General features: G+C 54.6%; 17 protein-coding genes. 11 read left to right on the forward strand and 6 right to left on the reverse strand.

The genetic code is table 11. The annotated features are described in order from the left end of the window. Positions 1 to 21: 21 nt before the first annotated feature. A complete protein-coding gene (locus tag AC5S26_RS07765) occupies positions 22 to 699 on the reverse strand; it encodes a response regulator transcription factor (RefSeq protein ID WP_494184275.1) in 678 nt (225 codons plus the stop codon). A gap of 83 nt (positions 700 to 782) precedes the next feature. On the opposite strand from AC5S26_RS07765, the gene AC5S26_RS07770 reads away from it, so the two are divergent. From AC5S26_RS07770 to AC5S26_RS07800, 7 genes are all read left to right on the forward strand, one after another. After that, positions 783 to 1781 carry a sugar phosphate isomerase/epimerase family protein gene (locus AC5S26_RS07770; protein ID WP_494184276.1) on the forward strand — a complete coding sequence of 333 codons (999 nt, stop codon included), beginning with the start codon at positions 783 to 785 and terminating at the stop codon, positions 1779 to 1781. Between the two features lie 260 nt (positions 1782 to 2041). After that, the gene (locus AC5S26_RS07775; protein ID WP_494184277.1) at positions 2042 to 2797 is read left to right on the forward strand and encodes a ThuA domain-containing protein; all 756 of its coding nucleotides are present in this window, start codon (positions 2042 to 2044) and stop codon (positions 2795 to 2797) included. Between the two features lie 228 nt (positions 2798 to 3025). Further along, on the forward strand, positions 3026 to 4087 hold the full coding sequence (locus tag AC5S26_RS07780) for an FG-GAP repeat domain-containing protein (RefSeq protein ID WP_494184278.1): 1062 nt from the start codon (positions 3026 to 3028) through the stop codon (positions 4085 to 4087). Positions 4088 to 4152: 65 nt separating this feature from the next. Next, on the forward strand, positions 4153 to 6150 hold the full coding sequence (locus AC5S26_RS07785; protein ID WP_494184621.1) for a PQQ-dependent dehydrogenase, methanol/ethanol family: 1998 nt from the start codon (positions 4153 to 4155) through the stop codon (positions 6148 to 6150). Positions 6151 to 6229: 79 nt separating this feature from the next. Further along, the gene (locus AC5S26_RS07790) at positions 6230 to 6985 is read left to right on the forward strand and encodes a phosphatase PAP2 family protein (RefSeq protein ID WP_494184279.1); all 756 of its coding nucleotides are present in this window, start codon (positions 6230 to 6232) and stop codon (positions 6983 to 6985) included. Positions 6986 to 7177: 192 nt separating this feature from the next. Continuing rightward, a complete protein-coding gene (locus tag AC5S26_RS07795) occupies positions 7178 to 10477 on the forward strand; it encodes a TonB-dependent receptor (RefSeq protein WP_494184280.1) in 3300 nt (1099 codons plus the stop codon). Between the two features lie 99 nt (positions 10478 to 10576). After that, positions 10577 to 12742, forward strand: a complete 2166-nt coding sequence (locus AC5S26_RS07800; protein ID WP_494184281.1) for a pyrroloquinoline quinone-dependent dehydrogenase — start codon at positions 10577 to 10579, stop codon at positions 12740 to 12742. Between the two features lie 126 nt (positions 12743 to 12868). Here AC5S26_RS07800 and gyrB read toward each other — a convergent pair whose 3' ends face one another. Then, entirely contained in the window at positions 12869 to 15511 is a 2643-nt protein-coding gene (gene gyrB / locus AC5S26_RS07805; RefSeq protein WP_494184282.1) for a DNA topoisomerase (ATP-hydrolyzing) subunit B, read from the reverse strand. Between the two features lie 781 nt (positions 15512 to 16292). Here gyrB and rpmI point away from each other — a divergent pair. From rpmI to AC5S26_RS07825, 4 genes are all read left to right on the forward strand, one after another. Continuing rightward, positions 16293 to 16490 carry a 50S ribosomal protein L35 gene (gene rpmI, locus AC5S26_RS07810; protein ID WP_026388341.1) on the forward strand — a complete coding sequence of 66 codons (198 nt, stop codon included), beginning with the start codon at positions 16293 to 16295 and terminating at the stop codon, positions 16488 to 16490. Positions 16491 to 16676: 186 nt separating this feature from the next. Continuing rightward, a complete protein-coding gene (gene rplT / locus AC5S26_RS07815; RefSeq protein WP_494184283.1) occupies positions 16677 to 17060 on the forward strand; it encodes a 50S ribosomal protein L20 in 384 nt (127 codons plus the stop codon). 134 nt (positions 17061 to 17194) lie between these two features. Continuing rightward, positions 17195 to 18580, forward strand: coding sequence for an FAD-binding oxidoreductase (locus tag AC5S26_RS07820; RefSeq protein ID WP_494184284.1), 1386 nt, complete (start codon positions 17195 to 17197; stop codon positions 18578 to 18580). Between the two features lie 5 nt (positions 18581 to 18585). Next, the gene (locus tag AC5S26_RS07825; protein ID WP_494184622.1) at positions 18586 to 19368 is read left to right on the forward strand and encodes an SDR family oxidoreductase; all 783 of its coding nucleotides are present in this window, start codon (positions 18586 to 18588) and stop codon (positions 19366 to 19368) included. A gap of 14 nt (positions 19369 to 19382) precedes the next feature. On the opposite strand, the gene AC5S26_RS07830 is transcribed toward AC5S26_RS07825, so the two are convergent. The 4 genes from AC5S26_RS07830 to AC5S26_RS07845 all read right to left on the reverse strand — a co-directional run bounded on the left by AC5S26_RS07830 (position 19383) and on the right by AC5S26_RS07845 (position 23571). Continuing rightward, complete coding sequence (locus tag AC5S26_RS07830) at positions 19383 to 20405, reverse strand: transglutaminase family protein (RefSeq protein ID WP_494184285.1); 1023 nt, start codon at positions 20403 to 20405, stop codon at positions 19383 to 19385. Between the two features lie 15 nt (positions 20406 to 20420). After that, positions 20421 to 21380: an alpha-E domain-containing protein gene (locus AC5S26_RS07835; protein ID WP_494184286.1), complete on the reverse strand. Its 960-nt coding sequence runs from the start codon at positions 21378 to 21380 to the stop codon at positions 20421 to 20423. Between the two features lie 12 nt (positions 21381 to 21392). Then, the gene (locus AC5S26_RS07840) at positions 21393 to 22859 is read right to left on the reverse strand and encodes a circularly permuted type 2 ATP-grasp protein (protein ID WP_494184287.1); all 1467 of its coding nucleotides are present in this window, start codon (positions 22857 to 22859) and stop codon (positions 21393 to 21395) included. Between the two features lie 76 nt (positions 22860 to 22935). Beyond that, on the reverse strand, positions 22936 to 23571 hold the full coding sequence (locus AC5S26_RS07845) for a cysteine dioxygenase (protein WP_494184288.1): 636 nt from the start codon (positions 23569 to 23571) through the stop codon (positions 22936 to 22938). Positions 23572 to 23657: the final 86 nt, after the last annotated feature.

The raw sequence follows: 23657 nt of genomic DNA on the forward strand, positions 1-23657 counted from the left end.
GTGAGATAGATAAATGACGTTTCAATGTGCAGTCATCCGAAGCATATAACCGACACCACGCGCAGTATGGAGAAGCTGGGGCTCGCCTCCGACGGCGATCTTATGTCGAAGTGCACGAATGAACATGTAGAGCGAGTTGTCGCTCACATCGGCTCCAAGCCCCCATCCTGCTTGGACGAGACTGTCTTTCGTTACAACCAGCCCTGCATTGCGGATCAATTTTTCCATTAGGGCAAATTCGATGCGTGTGAGAGCAGTTACTTTCTCTTGTCGTGATAGCTCATAGGTGTGCCGGTTGAGCCTAAGTCCCTCGAACTCCAGATTGTCTGGTTGAATTGCAGCTTTACGCCTTGTTACAGCTCGAATTCGGGCCAGCAGGTTGTCGAGTGCGAACGGCTTAGTCAGGTAGTCATCTGCTCCAAGATCTAGACCTTTTACGACGTCGGCCATGGCATCGCGCGCTGTCACCATAATGACCGGCGTCGTAAACAATTCAACCCGCAGCGTTTGAAGAACACTAAAACCGTCGATTTCGGGAAGGGCGACATCAAGAAGAATGACATCCAGTTCTTCGGATCGGGCACATTCCAAGGCTTGGAATCCACTGAACGCAACTGTGACGGTATGACCCTCTCTGCGGAGCGTTCGTTCAAGAAGACGCGCCATCCGAGGGCGATCCTCAGCCACTAGTATTTGCATGGACTGAATCGTAGAGGGGACAAGAATAAGAACAATGAAAATTATGTAACAGGTCTGTTTTTTCGAATTCAGATGAAATTCATGTGTTCCGTGGTTTAGTGGTGTTCATGTTTGATCCCGTCGCAAGTCAGGTCAATCAACTTCCATCCGTTAATGATCATAAGAAGACGCCCCTTAGGGACCTCAGTCGCCGCAGATTCCTGGGGGCAGCTTCGCACCTTGCCTCTGGATTGTTCCTACCGGGTAGGTCATCAACACAAACTTTCTTTGTGGGAGCCATTCCAGTGGGTAAGACGACGACAGCCAACGGGCGCGCGGAAGTCTTAGGCTATTGCGGCGAGCTTATGCAGCTCGGTTTCCATCGATTCGAAGTCAACAACACGCGGGCCGGAATCGCCGAATACTACGCGCGAAGGGTGGAGGAGTTCAAGGATCAGATGGAGAGCCGCCAACTGACTTTGGTGGGTCTAGCCCAATACAGTAACGCCGGTCGACAAGACAATTTAGCGGCTTTGCTCGAGAAGCATATGCTCATCGGACGTTTTCTTGCCGCCGTTGGCGGAAAATACATTACTCATATGCTTGCTCCTGGCGAGATTCCTAACGAAAGCGATGAGAGCGCTTATCGCGATCTTGACGTGAAAGTGTGGGCTAAAAATCTGAACGAAATCGGTTATCGTCTCTACGACCAGTACGGCGTCAAGCTTGGATATCATCCTTTGCGCCCTGAGGTTGCTGAGAATACGCATAAGCGCGTTCTCGATTTCACGAATGAACAATATGTGTTTCTGATACCCGATATCGGCCATTTGGTTGCTGGGGGTGCAGACCCCATTGAGGTTTGCAAGACATACAGAAATCGTATCGTCGCAGTTCATCTAAAGGATTTTTCTCCGAATGTAGCAGGAGATAAGAGACTGAAGGCAGGTAATGTTTCGTTCGGTCAGGGGACTGCTAACCTCTCCGGCGTTATCTCCGAGCTGCAACGCACAAGGTTTGCAGGTTGGATTCTCGGAGAAAGTGGAGGAACGAACCGGAGCATGCGCGACTATATGGTTCGCTCCTTGCACATGGATCTTTAATGCTGACTATCGTCTTCTGTGAATCTCTATTAATAGAGCTGAATTTCTTAGTCTATTTTGAGATTGCCTTGCTTTAATCGCGTCTAGATACGGATCGAAAGTTCATGGAAAAATCTGCCATTGGAAGTGGAGCTTCGGATAGGTATGGCTGTATCAACGCCAAGGCACTATTGGCAGGAAAATTTGCGGATGGAAGCAAGCCACTAGTCTTATTACTTCTTTTCTTGTCCCTGATGATTTGCAGTCCTCTCGTTGCGCAGATGCCACAGGAACGAAAGATACAGATATTGATTATCACCGGACAGGATAAGCATCCGTGGAGGGAGGCAAGCCCTTATCTGAGGGATCTGCTAAATCAGTCCGGTAGGTTTGAGGTGCGTGTTACGGAAGAGTTTCGAGGGGCTACCGCAGAGACACTGCAGCCCTATGACGTAGCGGTTCTCGTCTACTCCGATGAGAAGCTCGGTATCCAGGAGTGGGGCCAAACGACAAAAGATGCGCTGCTTGGATTCGTGCGAGGTGGAGGTGGACTTGTGGTCTACCACCATTCTGCAGCCTCGTTTCAGCAGTGGCCCGAGTATAAGTCGCTGATTGGATGCATTTGGAGAAGCAATGTGAGCCATCACTCGCCCGTCCACGATTACAAGGTGGATATCCGTGATCAGAATCATCCAATTGTGCGCGGTATGGCGAGTTCTTTTATGGCGCATACAGATGAGCTGTATGCGGGGCTTGAATGTATCCCCACCAATGAGCTGGACATCCTCGCGACGGGATGGGACGACCACACACTCTATCGTGGACGACCCCATGAGCCCGTTCCAACCTCTCCGTCACAGAATGAACCGGTGATTTGGACGCACTCGTACGGGAAGGGAAGAGTATTCACGACGGTGCTAGGAAACGATATGCGAGCGGTCCATACCCCGGGCTTTATTTCTACGTTTGTACGAGGAACTGAATGGGCTGCGACTGGCGAGGTTACGATTCTTCCCATCCCAGAAGTAGCGAAGTAAGAGTTTTACTCTGCGATTTTTTTCTGTATTGGCTTGAGGCAAGCATGATTGGAACTCATTGAGTGTATGAATAACGCGTACACGAGTTCGAAAAAAACGCATGGGGAATAGGTGCGGGTGAAGATGAATTTCAAGTTTGTACTCTTGGTCGGAATTGGTCTTGGTCTGACAGTCGCGGTCAATACGTTGGCTGCCTCGCGGCCCGCGGAGATTCTCTTCGAGAGCCACATGATCGATCCCGGTGCCTATGAGACTACAGCGGTAGGTGACATTAACCGCGACGGAAATCTGGATATCGTCTCAGGAGAAAACTGGTATGAAGGTCCTCGCTGGATTAAGCATCCCTTTCGTTCGATCGAATACTACCGGAATGCGACGGAAGATCTCACGGATCTGCTGATCGATGTTAATGGCGACGGTTATCTTGATGTGGTCAGTTCCGCCTCACATGCAAACAAGCTTTGGTGGAACGAAAACCCTGGGCGTAGTGGAGGGCTCTGGAAAGAACATCTGATTGAAGCGGGCCACAGCATTGAGTTTTCTTTTCTGGTGAACATCGACGATAAGAGCAAGGCGCCCGCTCTGTTACCGCAGTGGGGCGGGCACCAGATGAAAGACCCTTTGGCATGGTTTGAGTTAGTAGACGGGAAATTCGTAAAGCACATCGTTAGTTCTCGGAGCTACGGTCATGGCATTGGCGTCGGCGATCTGAACGGTGATGGAAGGAACGATATCATCACGCCTTTGGGTTGGCTGGAAGCTCCTGCCGATCCTCGTGCTCCGGATTGGAAGTTTCATCCAGAGTTTGACCTCGGAAGCGTTGGATATATCTATGTTCTTGATATTAATCGAGACGGCAGAGCCGATCTCATAACCTCCGCAGCTCATGATTATGGACTGTTCTGGATGGAAAACATAGGCGATGGCAAATGGCAGAAGCATGTGATCGACGATACATGGTCGCAGGCTCATGCCATGACCATGATTGATCTCAATGGGGATGGTCGGTCCGATTTTGTCACTGGCAAACGCTACATGGCTCACAACGGAAGAGATCCTGGTGAACGCGAGCCGCTCGGGATCTATTGGTATGAGTACAGACCAGCCGAAGATGGATCCATCGAATGGATCAAGCACGTTATTGACTACGGTGGCAGGGTTAGTGCTGGGATGCAGATCGCGGTAGCTGATACCGACAAGGATGGCGACCTCGATTTGCTGATGGCTGGAAAGACAGGTCTATTCCTCTTCGAAAACAAGACCCGCCAGGCGAGTAGAGGGAAACGTTGAAGTTTACGCGACAGTTTCTGCTTGTTCCTCTTCTTGTCGGATTTCACTTCGGCTGTGAAATGCCTATGTTAGCTCAGTCGGGCGGGCCTGCAACATTTGAAAATCGCTGTTCGCTCTGTCACGGCAGCGATGGAAGCGGAGGAGGTCGTGCACCTTCTCTTCTAGGCTTTGTCCGTTACCATACCGATTCCGAACTTTCCGCGCTCATTCACGACGGGCGGATTGAAAAAGGGATGCCAAGTTTCGACCTGTCACCTGATGATCTAAACGAACTAATGAATCATCTGCGAACTCTCGCGGGTTCGAACCCGGCGATGGCCCAAGCAGGGTACACGGGGAATGCCCCAGTGAAAGGCGGCCGAAGAAGTCCTCCTGGACCACATTCCGGGACTATTAAACTCGAAAACGGGGATGTGCTCTCTGGAACAATTTCAGAGAACGATTTTTCCGCAGACATACTCGCATCCGATGGGAAGTACCATCTTCTGTCCCGGAACAATGGACAGTATCGCGAAAAGGAAGTCGTTCCTCAAAAAGATTGGGCTACTTACGATGGTGATTATTCTGGAAATCGGTACAGTACGCTGGAGCAGATTAATACTCGTAATGTGCGGCAATTGTCGCTAGCGTGGCTGTTTCCCACTGTTTCTACGAGACTCGAAACAACTCCCCTTGTCGTTGACGGAATCATGTACATCACTGGTTGGAACGAGGCCTACGCTCTCGACTCGACCACAGGACAGCAGCTATGGATGTATCGACAGCCGCATACGACGGGGCTTTTAAGCGAGGCGGGACGAGGAACAAACCGCGGCCTCGGTATCTCGGCAGACAAGCTTTTCATGGTTACTGACAATGCTCATATCTTGGCGCTCGATCGTAAAGACGGTCGGAAGTTGTGGGATGTCGAAATGGGATCGGTCAAAGACGGTTACAGTGCAACCGGGGCTCCGCTCGTTATAGGAAACCTTGTGATCGTGGGCATCTCCGGCGGTGAAGAAGGAGCTCGCTGCTACATAACAGCTTATAGAGCGGACACGGGGGAACAGGTATGGCGTTTTTATACGATCCCCAAACGCGGTGAGAAGGCTGCGGAGACCTGGGGTGGCAATGCCATTGAGCACGGTTGCGGAGCGACATGGCTCACAGGTTCTTACGATCAGCAATTGGATCTTGTTTACTGGGCGACGGGAAATCCATGCCCTGACTTCAATGGGGATGAACGAAAAGGGGACAACCTCTATACAAACAGTGTTGTCGCTTTATCCGCGAAGACAGGCGAACTGAAGTGGCACTTTCAGTTCACGCCACACGATACACACGACTGGGACTCCGAAGAGCCGCTTGTACTCGTGGATAAATTCTGGAATGGAAAGCTTCGCACGCTCCTTCTGCACGCGGATCGCAATGGATTTCTCTTCGTTCTGGATCGTAGCAACGGGGACTTGCTTCTCGCTAAACCATTTGCGAAGACAACCTGGGCAAGAGGATATGACAGTCATGGACGGCCGATTCTTACCGAACAAAATGAATCGTCGACCCAGGGAACACTGATATGTCCGGCACAGAGCGGAGGGACAAACTGGTACTCGGCCTCTTGGAATCCCGGAAGCAAGTTGTTCTACGTGCGTAGTAGCGATTGGTGCTCCATCTACAAAAAGCAGGACGAACCACTGGTCGAGAACCGCTGGTACGGCGGCGTCGCACCAAACCAACCAGGGGCACAGATCTCCATCAGAGCTTTCAATATCGACACGGGAAAAAAGACATGGGAGTTTCCTCTATCTACATTTGGGCGAGGTGGCTTCCTCTCGACGAAAGGAGGAGTGGTGTTTGTTGGAGGGGCGGCAGGATCTTTTGTAGCTCTCGACGCCGTTTCAGGAAAGGCGTTATGGCACCTTAACCTCGGCCAGGAATGGCAGGCGTCTCCCATGACGTACCAGGTTGGAGGGAAACAGTATGTGGCTATTGCAGGACCTGCAGGCATTTTTACCTTTTCGCTCGGACCGGATGGGGATGGGGGGAAAGAGCGATCTAACCGACTTGCCAAGAACAACAAGTAGCAAGCTCGTCGTAATCGCACTTTGAGGACTGTCCAGTCGCTGAAGTGGAGTTACAAAATATCTATAACCGGAGGAATCCTTGAACGTTAGAATCTGGCCAACATGTGCCTTTATCCTATCCGCTGCTGCAATGGTTTACGGACAGGCCCCTGCGAACAAACCGCCGCAACCCACGAAATTTAAATTCATCAATCCCAGCGATGTAAACCCAGGCCAGCTCTTACCGCCACCTCCTGTAGATGGTTCTGAAGCACAGCAACACGAGATGGCCGAGGTCAGGAGGTTGATCCACACTCGTTCCAAGGAGCGCCACGAAGATGCAGTATGGGATGCACGCCATGAGGATCCAACTCCCTTCGCAGTAGCGATCGGGCCAGAGTTTGATCTGACGAAACTGCCTGCAACGGCTAAGTTACTTGCCGACGTTCTCAACGATCAAACCGTAGCGACAAGTCAAGCGAAGAATTTCTTCAAGCGGAAGTTTCCAGCAGCTGCGGAGATGCCTGACGCTTATCAGGAATGGACCTGCGACGCTCAGGACAGAAAGCCGACCGCCTTGCCTCTTCGTTCTTATCCTAGTGGGCACGCCACCATGGCTTATACCTTTGGCATCGTTCTTGCAAATCTTATCCCCGATAAGTCACAGGCGATTCTGGCACGCTCTTCAAGCTACGCCTATAGCCGTGAAATCTGTGGAGATCATTACCACTCAGACGTGGAGGCGGGACATGTACTTGGCACAACACTGGGTGTTTTGCTGCTTCAGAATGATCAATTGAAACCCGAGATCGAGGCCGCGAGACAGGAGCTAAAGGCCGCTCATATCGCACAATAGTCGATATGGTCCCGTAGAAGAACGTCCATTAGTAATGGCGCCATCTTTGGCGCCATTATTTTTTCCTGTACTCACATCGATAATTTACGAAAATGCAACGTATGGGGATTCATTTGATCAGAAGAGATTAATTTCCAGTGACTGCTCTATTTCTTTAGGGTTTTATGAGAATGCTCTGCTTGAATCCGTCCTATGACTACAAAACAAGGACGTCTACTCGCTCGAATTTTTCTTGCACTATTGTTCCCACTCTCTGTGGCTTCCAAATGTATTGGCCAGTTTGAGAGTGCAGCAGTATTGGGAAGCGTCGCCGATCCCAAGGGAGCGGTCGTGCAGAGCGCCCAAGTTACCATGCTCAACATCAATACCGGGGTAGCACAGAGCGGCGTGACGAATGCAGCCGGAGATTATCAGTTTCTCGAAGTTCGCGTTGGACGATATCGAATCGAAGTTGAAGCGGCAGGGTTCAAAAGAGCACAGAGCGATGATTTTGACGTCAATGCCGGCGCTCGTCAGCGTGTTGATATTTCGCTTCCCTTAGGAGATACGACACAGTTGATCGAGGTTCGATCTGCCGCAACCCTCCTGCAAACTGAGTCGAGCGATCGCGGTGAGGTGATAAAGAACGAGCAGATCGTTGAGCTACCGCTGAACGGGCGCTCAACGGGTTCCCTTGCCCTGCTTGCTCCGGGTGTTCGACTCGCGCTGGGGCTTCCGAAACGTGAATCATCCTTCAACGTCAATGGACTGAGGAGTCAGTTCAATAACTTCATTCTTGATGGCCTTGATAACAATGCTTATGGAACATCCAATCAGGGGCTTTCCAATCAGGTCATTCAGGTCTCCCCGGATGCGCTCCAGGAGTTCAAGGTCATTACGGATAATTACAGCGCCGAGTATGGACATGTCGGGGGCGCCGTCATCAACGCCGTTTTGAAGAGTGGCACGAATCAACTGCATGGAACCATTTGGGATTTTCTGCGAAACACTTCACTGAATGCGGTGGGATACTTCAAGCCGACGGGTGGTCAGAAGCCCGTCTACATTCAGAACCAATTTGGTGCGGCTCTGGGAGGACCGATCCGCAAGGATAAGATCTTCCTGTTTGGAGATTATGAGGGATGGCGGAGACTGCAGCGCTCTTTGTCCTTCGGCAACGTGCCAACTTTGGACCAGAGGAACGGAGTATTTGGTATTCCGGTCCAAAATCCATACACGAAAGAGATCTATAGCAAAGGTGTCCTTCCTCAATCGGCGATTACCGCCTTCGGTAGCAAAGTGTTGGCAGCATTGCCAGCGCCTAATCTGCCAGGAAATACCCAGAATTTTTCGGCGCTCCTTCCTGCAACGGATAACAGTAATAAGGGCGATATCCGTTACGATCAGTACCTGTCCGATCGCCTCACTGTATTCCAGCGGTATAGCTACAGCACTTATAACCAGCTGGCTGCCCCAAATAATGGGATTCCTGGTTCTTCTGGACAAGGAGCGGGCATTATCTCCTATGCGCAGAACTGGCAGTCAGCAACAGGACTCACATGGGGTCTGAGCCCGACCTCGTTGCTGGACGTTCGCCTCGGTATATCCAAAACCGCTGCAGGAAAGACGCCAGCTACGCTTGATGGTGGACCCAGCATGTATGACCTCTATGGAATTTCTGGCCTTCCCACCGACAAGGCGCTTACCGGCGGTTTGAATACCCAGAACATCTCCGGATACACCTCTTACGGGCGCGACTATACGAGTCCTCAATGGCAGGACCCTTTTGTCATCAATCCGAAAGTCAACTATTCAAAGATTCTGAATCGCCATACGCTTAAGATCGGCTACGAATACCAGACCATCCACACGTACATCGACGATTTCAATCCAGCTTACGGGCAGGATATCTACGCCGGCCAGTTCAGCAATCCCACGCCTACAAAGGGCAATACGCTTTACAACATCGCTGACTTTCTCATGGGAGCGAGATCAACCTACCAGCTAACGAATTTCACTACCGCGAATCTTCGTCAGTGGATGAACTTTGGTTATATTCAAGACGATTTCAAGTTCTCTTCCAGGCTGACCCTAAATATTGGCCTCCGCTATGAATTTGCCACGCCTCAGTATGAGCGGGACAACAAGATGGCGAATTTTGATCCGTCCACTAATTCGCTGGTCTACGCCAAGGATGGTTCCATCGAGAACCGCTCTCTCGTGAAGTCCTCCTATAAGAACTGGGGGCCGCGTTTCGGACTCGCATATAGCGCTGATAATAAGACTGCGATCCGTGCCGGCTATGGAATTAGCTACATTCTGTTCCTACGCCAAGGCGGAGACAGTTATCTCGCATATAACGGGCCGTTTGTGGTCAACTCACAGATCACACAGTCTCCTTCGCAGCCTCTATGCCAGGCGAACTCTGCGCTTACCAGCTGCTTCCGTCCGACAGAGATGGGATACCCAGATGGTTTTACCTCTCCAGCAAACTTCTCGACGCTAACCACGAAGACTGTTTATATCCAGCCGAGCATCGGGTTTCCCTACGTTCAGAACTGGCAGTTGAGCGTTCAGCGCGAACTGGCGAAGGACCTGCTTCTCGACATTGCATACGTGGGCAATCATAGCGTCGGATTGTGGGTTACTGGAGATCTCAATCAGGCGCTTCCAAACCTGACTGGACAAAATCTTCCTGTGAAAACGCGTCGCCCAAATAAGCAGTTCGATTACATCGATGCGAATCTTCGTATTGGATTCGCAAACTATAACGGTCTTCAGGTCAAGTTGGAAAAACGCTACTTCAACGGACTGTCCTTATTGAACTCATTCACCTGGTCGAAGGCCATCGACAATGCGTCGGGTGCTCTGGAGATGGCGAATGGCGACAACCAATCCGTCAATTTGTTCAATCCTGATTCTTTCAGGGGCGTTTCGGGCTACAACCAGCCCTTGAATAATACGACGTCGATGGTGGCAGATCTTCCGTTCGGACGCGGACGTCGTTATGCCTCTCGCATGCCAGTTATGTTGGACACTGTGCTGGGAGGATGGAGCGTATCCGGCATCAACACGATGACTAGCGGTCAACCAATCAATCTGACCTATGATCCGAGTGCCGCATTTATTGCGACCGATGGTAGCAAGAATTCCGCGATCTATCGTCCCAATGTCACGGGCGATCCAATGATGCCGAAGGGCCAGCGCACCATCAAAAATTACTTCAATCCGAACACCGTGGTGGTTCCGACGGACGTAACTCATCCCTATGGAAACGCGGGACGCAACAGCGTAACCAGCAATGCCTACTTCAATCTCGATCTCGGAATCAAGAAGCAATTTCCGCTTTGGAAAGAGGGGCAGTACCTTCAGTTCCGGTCGGAGTTCTTCAATGCATTGAATAAGACAAACTTCTCCCCGGCCAACGGAGATCGTTCCAGCTCTTCCTTTGGTTCTATCTCCAGCACTTTGCCGGCGCGACAGATTCAGTTCGCTCTGAAGATTGCTTTCTAGCCAACAGAAACAGCGGTGGCTCGCCTTTACGGTTGAGCCACCGGTGTAATTTTTGGCATGTTTTTATCCTTATCGATTCTCATGGATCGTTGGAGTTTTATGGTTCGATTGGTGAACAGTTCAGGATTTGTGAAGCGAATCCTTTCAATGTGTTTGTTCTGCCTGCCACTCACCGCCCAGGATACTGGTGCAGGTAAAGACTGGGTTGCTATCGGTGGCGGCCCCGGGTCACTTCATTACTCAAAGCTCAAACAGGTCAATCGAAACAATGTAAAGAATCTCAAGGTAGCCTGGACCTTTGATACGGGCGATGCCGTAAAGGGGATCCGAACGGAGTTCGAATCAACACCTCTTGAGGTAAACGGTGTACTTTACCTGATCAGCCCCAAGGTTCGTCTGTTCGCGCTTGATGCTGTCACGGGCAAACAGCTTTGGGTGTCAGATCTGGTTCAAGGGCGCAAAGTAGTGGGCAGTACGCGAAACCGCGGAATCAGTTACTGGAGCAATGGCAAAGAGGGAAGGATCTTCGTCACCATCAAGCAATATCTCTATGCGGTGGATGCGAAGACTGGCAGGCAGATCGAGACCTTTGGAGATCATGGAAAAGTCGATTTGAGCAAGGGCCTCAGGCACGATGGAGAGGGTCTTTTGATCTCGATGTCGAGCCCAGGGACGGTTTATAAGGATCTGCTCATCTGCGGTAGTTGGGTGGCCGAACAACTGCCAGCTCTGCCCGGCGATATCCGTGCTTATGATGTCCGTACCGGGCAGGTTCGCTGGCAATTTCACACAATCCCTCATCCAGGTGAGCCCGGATATAAGACATGGCCAAAGGGCGCATATAAATACACTGGCGCCGCCAATAATTGGGCTGGATTGTCCGTGGACCCGAAGCGAGGACTTGTTTTCGTTCCACTCGGCTCCGCAGCATCGGACTTTTATGGCGCTGATCGTATTGGTGACGACCTCTACGCCAATTCGCTTGTCGTGTTGGATGCCAATACGGGCAAGCGTGTCTGGCATTATCAAACAGTTCATCACGATATCTGGGACCGCGATCTGAATGCTCCACCGACGCTGGCGACCATTCATCGCGGTGGTAAGGCCGTGGATGCGGTGGCACAAACAACGAAATCGGGTTTTGTGTTCGTATTCGATCGCGAAACGGGAAAGCCGATCTTTCCGATTCGAGAGAAACCATACCCCGCCAGCGATATTCCAGGAGAAGTCACCGCAAAGACGCAACCTCTTCCGTTGGCGCCTCCTCCGTTTGCTCGACAACGACTCGAAGAAAAAGACATCACAACACGCACACCAGAGGCGCACGCTGATGCATTGGCACGATTCCAAAAATATCGTAGCGATGGGCAGTTCATCCCGGGCAGTGAGCAGGGAACCATCCTATTTCCGGGTATGGATGGCGGCCAGGAGTGGGGTGGCCCGGCGTTCGATCCGGAGACAGGCCTGCTTTATACCAACGCCAACGAGATGGCCTGGGTATTCAGTGTCTTGAAGCGCCCTCCTTATACACCGACATCCAGTGGTAAGCAGCTTTACGAAAACTACTGCTCCGGTTGTCACAACGTGGATCGATCCGGGTCACCGCCCGAGTTTCCGTCTCTTGTAGGCATCGATCAACGCTACAGTTCCCGGGATATCCAGGCGATCATTCAAAGAGGCGACGGCCGCATGCCGTCCTTCAAGGGGCTATCCAACGATGAAATCGGAGCAATCGCTGCCTATATTCTGAGCGGCAAGAATGATATCGTTCGGTCTCCAGCTCCTGATCCCTCGATGGCTGGCTATATGCTGGGCGTTCACTCCCGCTTCTTAGATATTGATGGCTATCCCGCTATTACTCCGCCGTGGGGATCTTTAACTGCAATTGATCTCAACAAAGGGGCTATCGCGTGGAGAATACCTTTCGGGGAATATCCGGAACTCGTCGCAAAAGGTCTTAGGAATACTGGGTCCGAAAACTACGGCGGCGGGGTCGTCACGGCAGGCGGTCTGTTCTTTATTGGAGCAACGAATTACGACGCGAAGTTTCACGCATTCGATAAGAGCAACGGCGAGTTGCTATGGGAGACGACTCTGCCAGCAGCTGGAAATGCTACGCCAGCTATGTATGAAGCCGGCGGTCGGCAATTTGTGGTGATTGCATCCGGGGGAGGGAAGAATCCAAAGGCGCTGCCCGGGGGCAGCTATATCGCTTTCGCTTTACCAGAGAATGAGGCTGGCAAAACTCCTCCGCAGAAGCAATAAACATTCAACCTGAACTTGGTCTGCTTCCGAAAGCCCGTTGGGATTCTGTCCCATTTTATGGGTCACAGAATCCCAGGTTATGGGTCAGCCAGCCTACAGTATGTGACCGCCTACAACCGACGGTTTTTAGATGTCCAGGTTCTTCACGTCCAGCGCGTTCTCTTCGATGAACTTTCTGCGGGCCTCGACATCTTCGCCCATCAGCGTAGTGAAGATCTCCTCGCAGGCTGCAATGTCTTCAAGTTTCACCTGCAACAGGGTCCGGCGTTCTGGATCCATCGTCGTCTCCCACAGCTGAGGAGCCGTCATCTCGCCCAGACCCTTGTACCGTTGCACCTGGTACTCCTTGCGGCCCTGTTCGATCACATATTCGAAGACCTCGCGTGCTGTCTTCTTCTCCACCGGATCCTGCGAGGCCTTGTTTGCCCGCTTGCCCGGCTTTGCCTCCAGTGCAGTTCCCGGAGCAGCCGCCGTCTCCGCCACGCCCTCTTCCGACGCGGCCTCCTCGGCCTCTTCCGCAGCAGCTTCCTTCGCGCCCTTCGCCGCATATTCGATCACGAACGGCCCTACGAGCTGCTCCTTGATCTGTGCATGCTTGCCCAGCATCTGGCGAATCTCAGGAGCCGATGCCAGCGCCCAGTCGATCGTCCGCACCGCACCCTGCGCATCGGTGAAGTTCACCGAGTACATGTTGTGCTCCTCGTCCTTCTCGACGTCGCCGACGTGCTTGAACTGGTACGTCTTCGCCACCGCCTCAAGCTTCGTGCGCATCGCCTTCAGCTTGTCGGCAGATTCGAAGTCCGCACGCTTGGCCGGCTCCTTGCCTTCATGGGCAAACAGATCGGCAAAGTCGCGCATCACCTCTTCGTTGCGCAACCGCTTCTGCGACTTGTCGAAGAACTCCAGGTAGTCCTTTAGCTGGCCCATGAACTTCGTCAGGCTCGCGCCCTCCAGCTTCGCCCCGCCCTCGCCATAACGAATCACCATGCCGTCCGACGCGCGCTTCACCATCACCGAAACATACTCGCGGTCGTCCTTGATGTACTGCTCGAACTTGCCCTTCTTGATGCGATACAGCGGTGGCTGCGCAATATACACGTGCCCACGCTTGATCAGCTCCGTCATGTGGCGGAAGAAGAACGTCAGCAGCAGCGTGCGGATGTGCGATCCGTCAACGTCGGCATCGGTCATCAGGATCAGCTTGCCATAGCGCAGCTTGGAGACGTCGAAGTCGTCCTTGCCGATGCCGCAGCCCAGGGCCGTGATCATAGCGCGGATTTCTTCGTGGCCCAGCATCTTGTCGTAGCGGGCCTTCTCGACGTTCAGAATCTTACCCTTCAACGGAAGGATCGCCTGGAACTTGCGGTCGCGTCCCTGCTTCGCGGTTCCGCCCGCGCTCTCTCCCTCGACCAGGTACAGTTCGCAACGGTCCGGCTCGCGTTCGGAGCAGTCCGCCAGCTTGCCCGGCAATCCGCCGCCGTCCAGTGCTCCCTTGCGCCGGGTCAGGTCGCGGGCCTTGCGCGCAGCCTCGCGCGCCCGTGCCGCGTCAATCGCCTTGTTGATGATCTTCTTCGCAACCGAAGGATTCTGCTCCAGGAAGGCTCCTAGACGCTCGTTGATGAACGCCTGTACCGTGCCGGCGATATCCGAGTTCAGCTTGCCCTTGGTCTGGCCTTCGAACTGCGGCTGCGACAGCTTCACGCTGATGACGGCCACCAGACCCTCGCGAACGTCGTCGCCGGAAAGGTTCTCTTTCACGTCCTTGAACAGGCCCATCTGCTGGCCCGACCAGTTGATCGTGCGGGTCAGCGCCGCGCGGAATCCCTGCAGGTGCGATCCTCCGTCGATGGTGTTGATGTTGTTGGCGAAGGTGAAGATCGTCTCCGAGTACGCGTCGTTGTACTGCAGCGCGATTTCCATGGCCACGTTGTCCCGCTCGGCCTCCATGTAGATCGGCTTCTCGTGCAGAACCTGCTTACCCTTGTTCAGGTGCTTGATGAACTCCGCGATGCCGCCGACGTACTTGAACTCCTGGTGCTTGCTCTCACCGGTCTTCGCATCTGTGGTGCGCTCGTCGGTCAGGTGGATCTCCAGGCCCTTGTTCAGGAAGGCCAGCTCACGCAGTCTCTGGGCCAGCGTGTCGTAGTTGTACTCGGTGACGGTGAAGATCGACTTGTCCGGAAGGAAGTGGATCTTTGTTCCCAGCTTCTTCGACGGACCCATCTGCCGCAGCTTGCTGATCGGGTCGCCCTTGGAGTAGTCCTGGGTCCACGCGAAGCCATCACGCCATACCTCGACGTCGAACTCCTCGCTCAATGCGTTCACGCAGCTTACGCCGACGCCATGCAGGCCGCCTGAGACCTTGTAGTTCGAAGCATCGAACTTGCCGCCCGCATGCAACATGGTCAAAACCACCTGCACGCCCGGCATCGTCTTGCCATTAACCGTCTTATTGTCGACAGGGATTCCGCGCCCATCGTCGATCACCGTAATGGAGTTATCGACATGGATCGTCACGTCGATCCGCGTTGCATGCCCCGCCAGGGCTTCGTCTACCGAGTTGTCCACCACTTCGTAAACAAGATGATGCAGCCCCTGCTCGCCGGTCGAGCCGATATACATCGCCGGACGCTTGCGGACCGCAGCCAGACCCTCGAGAACCGTAATGTTCTCGGCGGAGTAGCCTCCCCCTGCCTTCGGCGTTGTGCTGGTTGTCGTCTTCTCGTCTTCCAAAAGTTCCGTTCCGGTGGGGATTGCCGTAGTTGCCATGTAGCTCCTGAAAAATGCGTGAAAAACCCTCCGGGAATCTGTCTGCCGATCCGCGAAAAGCCGCGTCAATAAAGCACTTCGGGCAGATTTCAACCGGGATTTTATGTAACTTAAGTATAACATGCTCAGGGGGCAGGGAAGACCGGAAACCAGAGGGTGCTTCCGGCGATTCCTTCCCCTGTAAGTTGCAGATAAATATAGATTTAACGAGTGGACTCCTCTTCCGTCAAGATCTACCCTCCTGGCCCCTGTGAACGTCATTCTGAGCGCGGCGAAAGACACCCCTGAGCGACTGGAAATTGCTGTGTTTCGACTATCCCCCTAATCCCATTTGTTACCCCGGATGTCATCTTGGGCGAAGCAACCGGCGGATGAATCGGCTTTTCTTCGAGATCTCTGCACCCATTCGGAAGGTGTCAAGCCCGGAAAGCATATAAAACACACAAAAATAACGAGATAGAGTTGCCGATTCAGCAGCTTCGATGCCCTATCCTTAAAGAGAATGGAACGCGGTACGATGTGGTTTCCTCTGCCGGAGGTCTGAAGCTAAGTGGTTTATATTGAATATCTTGCATTCCAGGGCAACAATAAGCCTTATAAAAGAAGGCTTTGCGTCGACAGGAGGGGAGGAAGTCCGGATCTAAGCCTCATCGGATGAAGACTTTGCGCAAAATCAGGGGGAGGGGTGGATGTTCGGAAGATACAAAATCCTGCCTCGGAAGAGCGAAATCTCGTATATACTTGGAAGGTTGTCGAAACACAGCAACCAGTCAGGAACACAATGCCAAAGTTGAAGACACACTCAGGCGCAGCCAAGCGCTTCAAGAAGACCGGTACGGGCAAGTTCAAGCGCGGCCAGTCCAAGATGCGCCACATCCTCACCTCGAAGAAGACCAAGACCAAGCGCAAGCTTGCCAGTATCGTTCTGGTCTCCGTCGCGGACACGCCTAAAGTCGCACGTATGCTCCCTTACGCCTAGAAGCTGGCGGAAGGACAGGAAGTTTTCAGATCGAGCCGCTGAAATCAGCAACGGGCCGGTAAAAGCGTAAAGGCCCCTGGAGTAAGCGAAGCGAACTCCACCGAGATCTGAAGCAGAAAAGCGAGTGAAGAGGCAAACCTTACCTCCAGCCGCTTAAACAACGATGTACGCAAAAGGAGAATCACGATGCCCCGTGTAAAACGGAGTACAAAACGTAACGACCGCCGCAAAAAGATCCTCAAGCGCGCCAGTGGTTACTTCCTCACTAAATCCAAGCTCTACCAGGCAGCCCAGGAAGCCGTCGAGCGCTCCCTCATGTTTGCCTACACCGGCCGCAAGCAGAAGAAGCGTCAGTTCCGCTCCCTCTGGATCGTCCGCATCGGTGCAGCCGCCAAGCTGAACGGCATGAGCTACTCGACCTTCATCGACGGCCTCAAGAAGGCAGGCAACGGCCTCGATCGCAAGATCCTCGCCGACATCGCCGCCAACGACGCAGCCGGCTTCACCGCGCTCGCTGAGCAGGCCAAGGCCGCTCTCGCCTCCGCGAAGTCCGCAAAGGCTGCAGCGTAACTCGATCAGAACTGGTATCAAACAAGAGGCGCGGCTTCGGCCGCGCCTCGTCTGTATCCGAATCGGGCAGACAAGCCTCGCCTGCGCTCTGAAATTTACCGGGCGAAGCCGGAGAATCATCTATCCTTGAATCTATGTCGACCGCTCCATCACCAACGTCGCAGATGAAGCTACGCGTTGCAGACGGACAGTCCAACGGCAAGCCCTCCTTTGAGTCCTGGGGACGCTATCCGACCTATGCCGCCAACGTCATCCCACTCCACTGGCAGAGCGACTTTCCTGCCATCGCGCAGAATATCCACAACGGCATCCTGCCGGTAGGCCTCGGACGCAGCTACGGCGACGTCTGCCTGCTGAAGGACGGAAATCTTCTCGCCACCCCGGCGATGAGCCGCCTGATGGCCTTCGACCCTGAGAGCGGCCTGCTCACCGCCGAGGCCGGAATCTCGCTGGCACAGATCCTCGACTTCGCCGTCCCGCGTGGCTTCTTCCTTCCCGTAACTCCGGGAACGAAGTATGTGACTCTCGGCGGAGCGATCGCCAACGATATCCACGGCAAGAACCATCATGTCGCCGGAACCTTCGGCCGGCACGTCACTCAGTTTGAGCTGGTTCGCTCGGACGGGACGGTCATTCGCTGCTCTCCATCGGAAAACCCCGAGTTCTACGCCATGACCATCGGCGGCCTCGGTCTCACAGGGCTGATTCGCTGGGCCACCCTGCAGATGAAGCCCATCGTCTCGCGGCTCATCGATTACGAAGGAATTCAGTTTCACGGCATCGACGAGTTCCTGGCTCTCACCGAAGCCAGCAAGGAGATCGAATACACCGTCAGCTGGGTCGATTGCACCTCGACAGGCAAGAACTTCTGCCGCGGAATCTTCATGCAGGGCGATCACTCGAACAAGCGCGCCGCGCTCAAGCCGTCGCCGGAGCCGAAGCTCGTCTTCCCGTTCGACGCTCCCGGCTTCGCGCTCAACTCCCTTAGCGTTGCATCGTTCAACACCGTCTTCTTCCACAAGCAGATGGGCAAGCGCCAGGTCTCGCTGCAGGACTACGAGCCTTTCTTCTATCCGCTCGACAAGGTCCTGCACTGGAATCGCATGTACGGCAAGAGCGGGTTGCTGCAGTTCCAGTACGTGATTCCATGGAACAATGCGCGGGAAGGCACGGTTGCAATCCTGAAGGAAGTCGCGAAGTCGGGTCTCGCCAGCTTCCTCGCAGTGCTTAAAGCCTTCGGCGATGTTCCTTCGCCTGGAGTCATGAGTTTCCCTCGACCTGGGATTACCCTCGCGCTCGATTTCCCGATCAAGCCCGACAAGAGCTTCCCCCTCTTCGAGCGTCTCGCCGACATGACCCTCGAGTTTGGTGGACGCCTCTATCCAGCCAAAGACGCGGCGATGACCGCCGCACAGTTCCAAACCTTCTATCCCCAATGGGAACAGCTGGCCCGCTTCCGCGATCCTATGATCACCTCGAGCTTCTGGGAGCGCGTCACCGGAGACCAACCGAATCTATGAGTCAAATGGCAACGATAGCAGCAGCAACATCCAAGCACCAGAACACCTCCCACCGCAAGATCCTCATCCTTGGAGCCACCTCCGGCATCGCCGAAGCCACCTGCCGCATCTGGGCCTCTCAGGGAGCAGCCCTATTCTTAGTTGCTCGCAACGATGAAAAACTCGACGCTGTCGCGGCCGACCTGCGCGCGAGAGGAGCCAGCTTTGTCGATACCGCGGTCGCCGACCTTGACGATACCGATCGTCACCCGGCTCTGCTCGCTCATGCGGTCAACTCGCTTGGCGGCCTCGATGTCGCCTATCTCGCCCACGGCGTGCTTGGTGATCAGGCTCAGGCCGAGCAGGACTTCAACACCGCTGCCCACATCCTCCACACGAATCTGATGGCCCCGGTTTCGCTCATCACCTGGCTGGCAAACTTCTTCGTGCAGCGTCGCTCGGGAACCATTGCGGTGCTCTCCTCTGTAGCTGGAGACCGTGGCCGCAAATCGAACTACGTGTACGGCTCTTCCAAGGCCGGTCTCTCGGCATTCCTCGCCGGCCTGCGCAACCGCGTCGACCGCGAAGGGGTAACGGTTCTCACCATCAAGCCCGGACCGACGAAGACCGCCATGACCTCCGGCATGAAGGGATCGGAGAAGTTCGCGGACGTGAACGCCGTCGCACGATCGATTGTCAGCGCCGTCGATAAGCGAAATGACAATCTCTATGTTCCATTCCAGTGGCAGCCCATCATGTTCGTCATCCGGCATATTCCGGAGCGCATCTTTAAAAAGCTGAATCTCTAAAACATGAAGAAGGACTAGATCTCCAACGAACGGAGGTCAACCTTCTTTCCGATCTGCTGTTGCTGCGCCATCTGCTGTTGCCTTGTCGGCGGCGGAAGCTGCTCAGGCAGTTGCGTTGCCTTCTCGACGAGAATGGACCAGTCTTCCGGCACCGGAAGCTCATGGTCAAGACCCGCATTTGCGTCGCTCGGCGTTACACGCACCGCAACCGTCAACTCGCTGGCAGCATGGCCGCGAAACATGCCACGGGTCGGCGGAACGTCCGCATAGTCGCGGCCGATAGCGGTGCGGATGTGCCGCTCACTGGTGACGAGCCAATTCGTCGGATCGAATCCGACCCATCCCAGCTGAGGCAGAAAGGCTTCGATCCACGCGTGAGTTGCGGAGTGAAGGCTGCGGTCGTGATCCGCGACGCCATGGTAGAGATAGCCGCTCACATAGCGGCAGGGAATCCGCAACTTCGAGCGGATCAGCGCAATCATGATGTGAGCAAAGTCCTGGCAGACTCCCGCCTTCGTCTCAAGCGCCAGATCGATTGGCGAGTCGACCTTGGTCGACTTCGGTTTGTAATCGAAGTATTCGTAGATCTGCTGGTTCAATTGGTGCAGCACCATCAAGGGATCGTCGCGGCGGCGAACGTCAAGCTGCGTGGCCAGCGCTTCCAAAGCATCAGTCGGCTGCGCAAACTCGCTTGGCAGCAACATCTCCCAGTAGTCGCCCCTCTCCACCAGGGCATCGAGCTCGGCCCACGCATCCGGCGCGAGAAAAGAGGGCATATGCCCTGAAGGCTGCGCCTCTACCAGCGATTCCGCGACGATCACAAGCTGAGGATGCATGCCGGGAATATCGAAGTGATGCACGTTGTTGGAGAGGTGGTCGCGGTAGCTGAAGACCCGGCATCGCGGGCTCACCGAGAGATGAAAGGTGAGACAGCGTTGATTCTGATCGCTGCGCGGATGCATCCGCGTCTCCATCATGCTCTCGCTCACCGGCTCGCTGTACAGAAACTTCGTCAGATGTCGGATCGAGTAGTGCATCGCAGCGAACTCCTTTTAGCCTGCCAGGGCGATCTGGATCGAGTAGTCGACGTACAGTTCATAGATGGTGTTGTGAATCGCGCGGCACTGTGTCTGGATGTTTCGCAGCACAGCCACAATGTCCTGACTGAGAATGTCGTCGATACTGCTGAAGCTCAGCATCGCATGCAGTCTTCCACCGAGTCGGTGCAGTGGCTCGGCGGCGCGTTGTTTCCCACTCTCGCGTTGAATGGCTTCAAGCGCACACTGCATACTGTCGATGGCAAAACGCAAGGAGTGAGGAAACTGGGAGTCAAGCAGAAGGAACTCGAGGATTCGGTCAGGGGTCAGATCCGCGGTATAGACCTTGCAGTATGCCTCGAACGCCGTGGCGGAGCGCAGCAGCCCCATCCACTCAATATATTCGTTGCCTTCAGGAATCCGCTCCGGATGCACCCAGAGATCTTCATGATAAGCCTCAAGCAGCATCGCCGTAGCTGCGGCGCGCTCGATAAAGCGACCTACTTGGATGAACTGCCATCCTTCACCGTGGCTCATCGTCGAATCGGTAATGCCTTGGAACTCATGAATCGAGTCCATTACGGATTGAAGAAACTCCTCTGATTCAAGTGCTGTTTCTATGCCAGGCCTTGTAACGTGAAGGTACAGCGAGTTGAGCCTGTGCCACTGTTCGGTTGAGATCTGCTCGCGCACATGCCGGGAGTTCTCCCGCGCGGAGATGATGCAGCTTACGATGGAGGCTTTCTGGTTGACGTCGTACGACAAGGTTCTCGTTAGCGCATACGGATCGCCGTTCCATTCCACGTCGCGCGGGTTGCCCAACGCGTGCAGAACTCTCAGCCAGCGATGCTCCGAGCTGGTCGAGGTTTCGTCGAGCATCAGGCTGAGGTTGACCTCCAGCATACGTGCCGTGTGCTCGGCGCGCTCGAGATAACGACTCATCCAGTACAGGCTATCGGCAACGCGTGACAGCATCGGCATCTCCCTTCACTGGCTCAGCACCCATGTGTCCTTGCTTCCCCCCCCCTGCGAGGAGTTCACCACTAGTGATCCGCGTGTGAGCGCGACCCGTGTGAGTCCTCCCGGTACAACCGTCACCTTGTCGCCATAGAGAACATAAGGACGAAGATCGACGTGGCGCGGCTCGAGCGCATCCTCTACCAGGCATGGCGCGCGCGAAAAAGAGATCGTTGGCTGCGCGATGTAATTCCTTGGATCGGCCTCGATCTTGCGCGCGAACTCTTCACGCTGCTCCGCAGTCGACTGCGGCCCGATCAACATGCCGTAGCCTCCGCTCTCGCCGACTGCCTTCACTACCAGCTTGTCGAGATTTGCAATCGTGTGCTGCCTCTGGCTCGGCTGCGTCATCAGGAAGGTCTCGACGTTTTTGAGCACGGGTTCTTCGGTCAGGTAGTAGCGGATGATGTCGGGAACATACGCGTAGAGCGCTTTGTCGTCGGCGACCCCGGTTCCGAAGGCGTTGGCTAGGGTCACATTGCCGGCGCGGTAGGCGTTGAAGAGGCCGGCGACGCCCAGGATTGAATCGGGACGATAGGCGAGCGGATCGATGAAGTCGTCATCGACGCGGCGGTAGATCACGTCCACACGACGCAGCCCGCTGGTTGTGCGCATGTAGACGATGTTGTCGTGCACCACCAGGTCGCGGCCTTCGACCAGTTCGATTCCCATCTGGCGCGCGAGGTAGGCGTGCTCGAAGTAGGCAGAGTTGAAGACGCCCGGCGAGAGCAGCACGATGTTTGGTTCCGGCCTGCCCTCAGGTGCGAGCGAGCGCAGCGTCCCCAGCAGCAGCTGCGTGTACTGCTCGATAGGGCGAACGTTGTAGCTGCGGAAGAGCTGTGGGAAGATACGCTTCATCACGCGGCGGTTGGTGAGCATGTAGCTCACGCCGCTGGGCACGCGAAGATTGTCCTCGAGCACGACGAACTCGCCGTTCTCCAGGCGAATCAGGTCGGTTCCGCAGATGGCGATGTAGATGTTTCGCGGCACCTGCAGGCCGATCATCTGGCGGCGATAATGCTTGCAGCTGAAGACGACTTCGCGGGGAACGATGCCGTCGCGCAGGATATGGCCTTCGTTATAGATGTCTTTGAGGAACAGATTCAACGCGGTGATGCGCTGCATCAGTCCGTGTTCGACCTTGCTCCACTCGGCTGCAGTGATGATGCGGGGGAGAAGATCGTAAGGAAAGATCTTCTCCGTTCCTTCCTGCCTGCCGTAGACCGTGAAGGTGATGCCCTGGTTCAGGAAGCTGAGATCGGCGGCCTGTTTTCTTCGCCGCAGCTCATCGGCGGGCAGCGAGGAGAAGTGATCCAGCAGGAGCTCGTAATGAGAGTGAAGCTCGCCCGGCGTTGCGAACATCTCATCATAGGCATGGTCCAGCAGATAGTTCTTCGTTGCCATCTGCGCGAACTGCATGGAAGCATTCTGGGTCATGGGAGAAGTTGAATGAAACGACCGTGCGCCGGGGCGAAAGTGAATCCCTTGTTCTGCTGCGGACGTGGCAGCTGGTTTACTTCTCCAGCCTGTGGCCTTCTTTGCTGAAATAGCTCAGCTGGCGGCGAAAGCAGCGCTGGTGCTCAAGATCGAAGGCGATACATGAGTCGAATGGCTTCGAGTATACATGCAGGCTGATGCAGCCTGTTGTCCCGGAATTTTCAATCTGATGGATCGTCTGCAGCTTGTCGACGGTTACCATCCCCGTGCCTTCGGCGCAGCTAATGGTGCGAATTTTGTCGATCTCAATCTCGGTGGCTCCGCCGAGGCAGTCGATGTTGACCACGTTCTGGTTTTCCGGCGCGTTGCAGCGGGTGTGATGGTACTCGTGGGTCTGCACTTCGCCCTGCGAGACGGTCATCCAGCCGAGCTGGCCGTTGTGGGTATGGATCGCGGTCTTCTGGCCGGGGGACCAGCAGATGGTCATCACCTCGAAGAGCTCGTCGCGGAAGATGAGGTTCCGGGTGTAGAAGCTGTCGCGCCACCAGGTGTAGTCGTGAAGTGCCTCGGGGCGCAGCGTGGTCGCGCCCATGTAGGCTGCGATCCTGTCCTTGGTGATCAGATCCCGTTCCAGCTCGCGTAGCCCGACGATAAAGTCCGCTACGCTGGTCCGGAGCGGGTGGGTACAGGCTGCAATCTCTGGGCTCGACATGGGTTTGCTCCTTAGGACTGAGCTTTCTGCTCTATTATCTCGCATGTTTTGCGTGTTTTTACGCTGTGTTCTTCGTCCTGAGGGCC

This window comes from Edaphobacter sp. FHG110511_03 (genome assembly GCF_059115365.1).

What these genes read in the sequence shown, in the direction of transcription:
- AC5S26_RS07780 (WP_494184278.1), top strand. Translation starts at nt 3,026, where the DNA reads ATGATCGATCCCGGTGCCTATGAGACTACAGCGGTAGGTGACATTAAC.
- AC5S26_RS07795 (WP_494184280.1), top strand. Translation starts at nt 7,178, where the DNA reads ATGACTACAAAACAAGGACGTCTACTCGCTCGAATTTTTCTTGCACTA.
- AC5S26_RS07775 (WP_494184277.1), top strand. Translation starts at nt 2,042, where the DNA reads ATGCCACAGGAACGAAAGATACAGATATTGATTATCACCGGACAGGAT.
- AC5S26_RS07800 (WP_494184281.1), top strand. Translation starts at nt 10,577, where the DNA reads ATGGTTCGATTGGTGAACAGTTCAGGATTTGTGAAGCGAATCCTTTCA.
- rplT (WP_494184283.1), top strand. Translation starts at nt 16,677, where the DNA reads ATGCCCCGTGTAAAACGGAGTACAAAACGTAACGACCGCCGCAAAAAG.
- AC5S26_RS07845 (WP_494184288.1), bottom strand. Translation starts at nt 23,571, where the DNA reads ATGTCGAGCCCAGAGATTGCAGCCTGTACCCACCCGCTCCGGACCAGC.
- AC5S26_RS07785 (WP_494184621.1), top strand. Translation starts at nt 4,153, where the DNA reads ATGTTAGCTCAGTCGGGCGGGCCTGCAACATTTGAAAATCGCTGTTCG.
- gyrB (WP_494184282.1), bottom strand. Translation starts at nt 15,511, where the DNA reads ATGGCAACTACGGCAATCCCCACCGGAACGGAACTTTTGGAAGACGAG.
- rpmI (WP_026388341.1), top strand. Translation starts at nt 16,293, where the DNA reads ATGCCAAAGTTGAAGACACACTCAGGCGCAGCCAAGCGCTTCAAGAAG.
- AC5S26_RS07835 (WP_494184286.1), bottom strand. Translation starts at nt 21,380, where the DNA reads ATGCTGTCACGCGTTGCCGATAGCCTGTACTGGATGAGTCGTTATCTC.
- AC5S26_RS07820 (WP_494184284.1), top strand. Translation starts at nt 17,195, where the DNA reads ATGTCGACCGCTCCATCACCAACGTCGCAGATGAAGCTACGCGTTGCA.
- AC5S26_RS07840 (WP_494184287.1), bottom strand. Translation starts at nt 22,859, where the DNA reads ATGACCCAGAATGCTTCCATGCAGTTCGCGCAGATGGCAACGAAGAAC.
- AC5S26_RS07825 (WP_494184622.1), top strand. Translation starts at nt 18,586, where the DNA reads ATGGCAACGATAGCAGCAGCAACATCCAAGCACCAGAACACCTCCCAC.
- AC5S26_RS07830 (WP_494184285.1), bottom strand. Translation starts at nt 20,405, where the DNA reads ATGCACTACTCGATCCGACATCTGACGAAGTTTCTGTACAGCGAGCCG.
- AC5S26_RS07765 (WP_494184275.1), bottom strand. Translation starts at nt 699, where the DNA reads ATGCAAATACTAGTGGCTGAGGATCGCCCTCGGATGGCGCGTCTTCTT.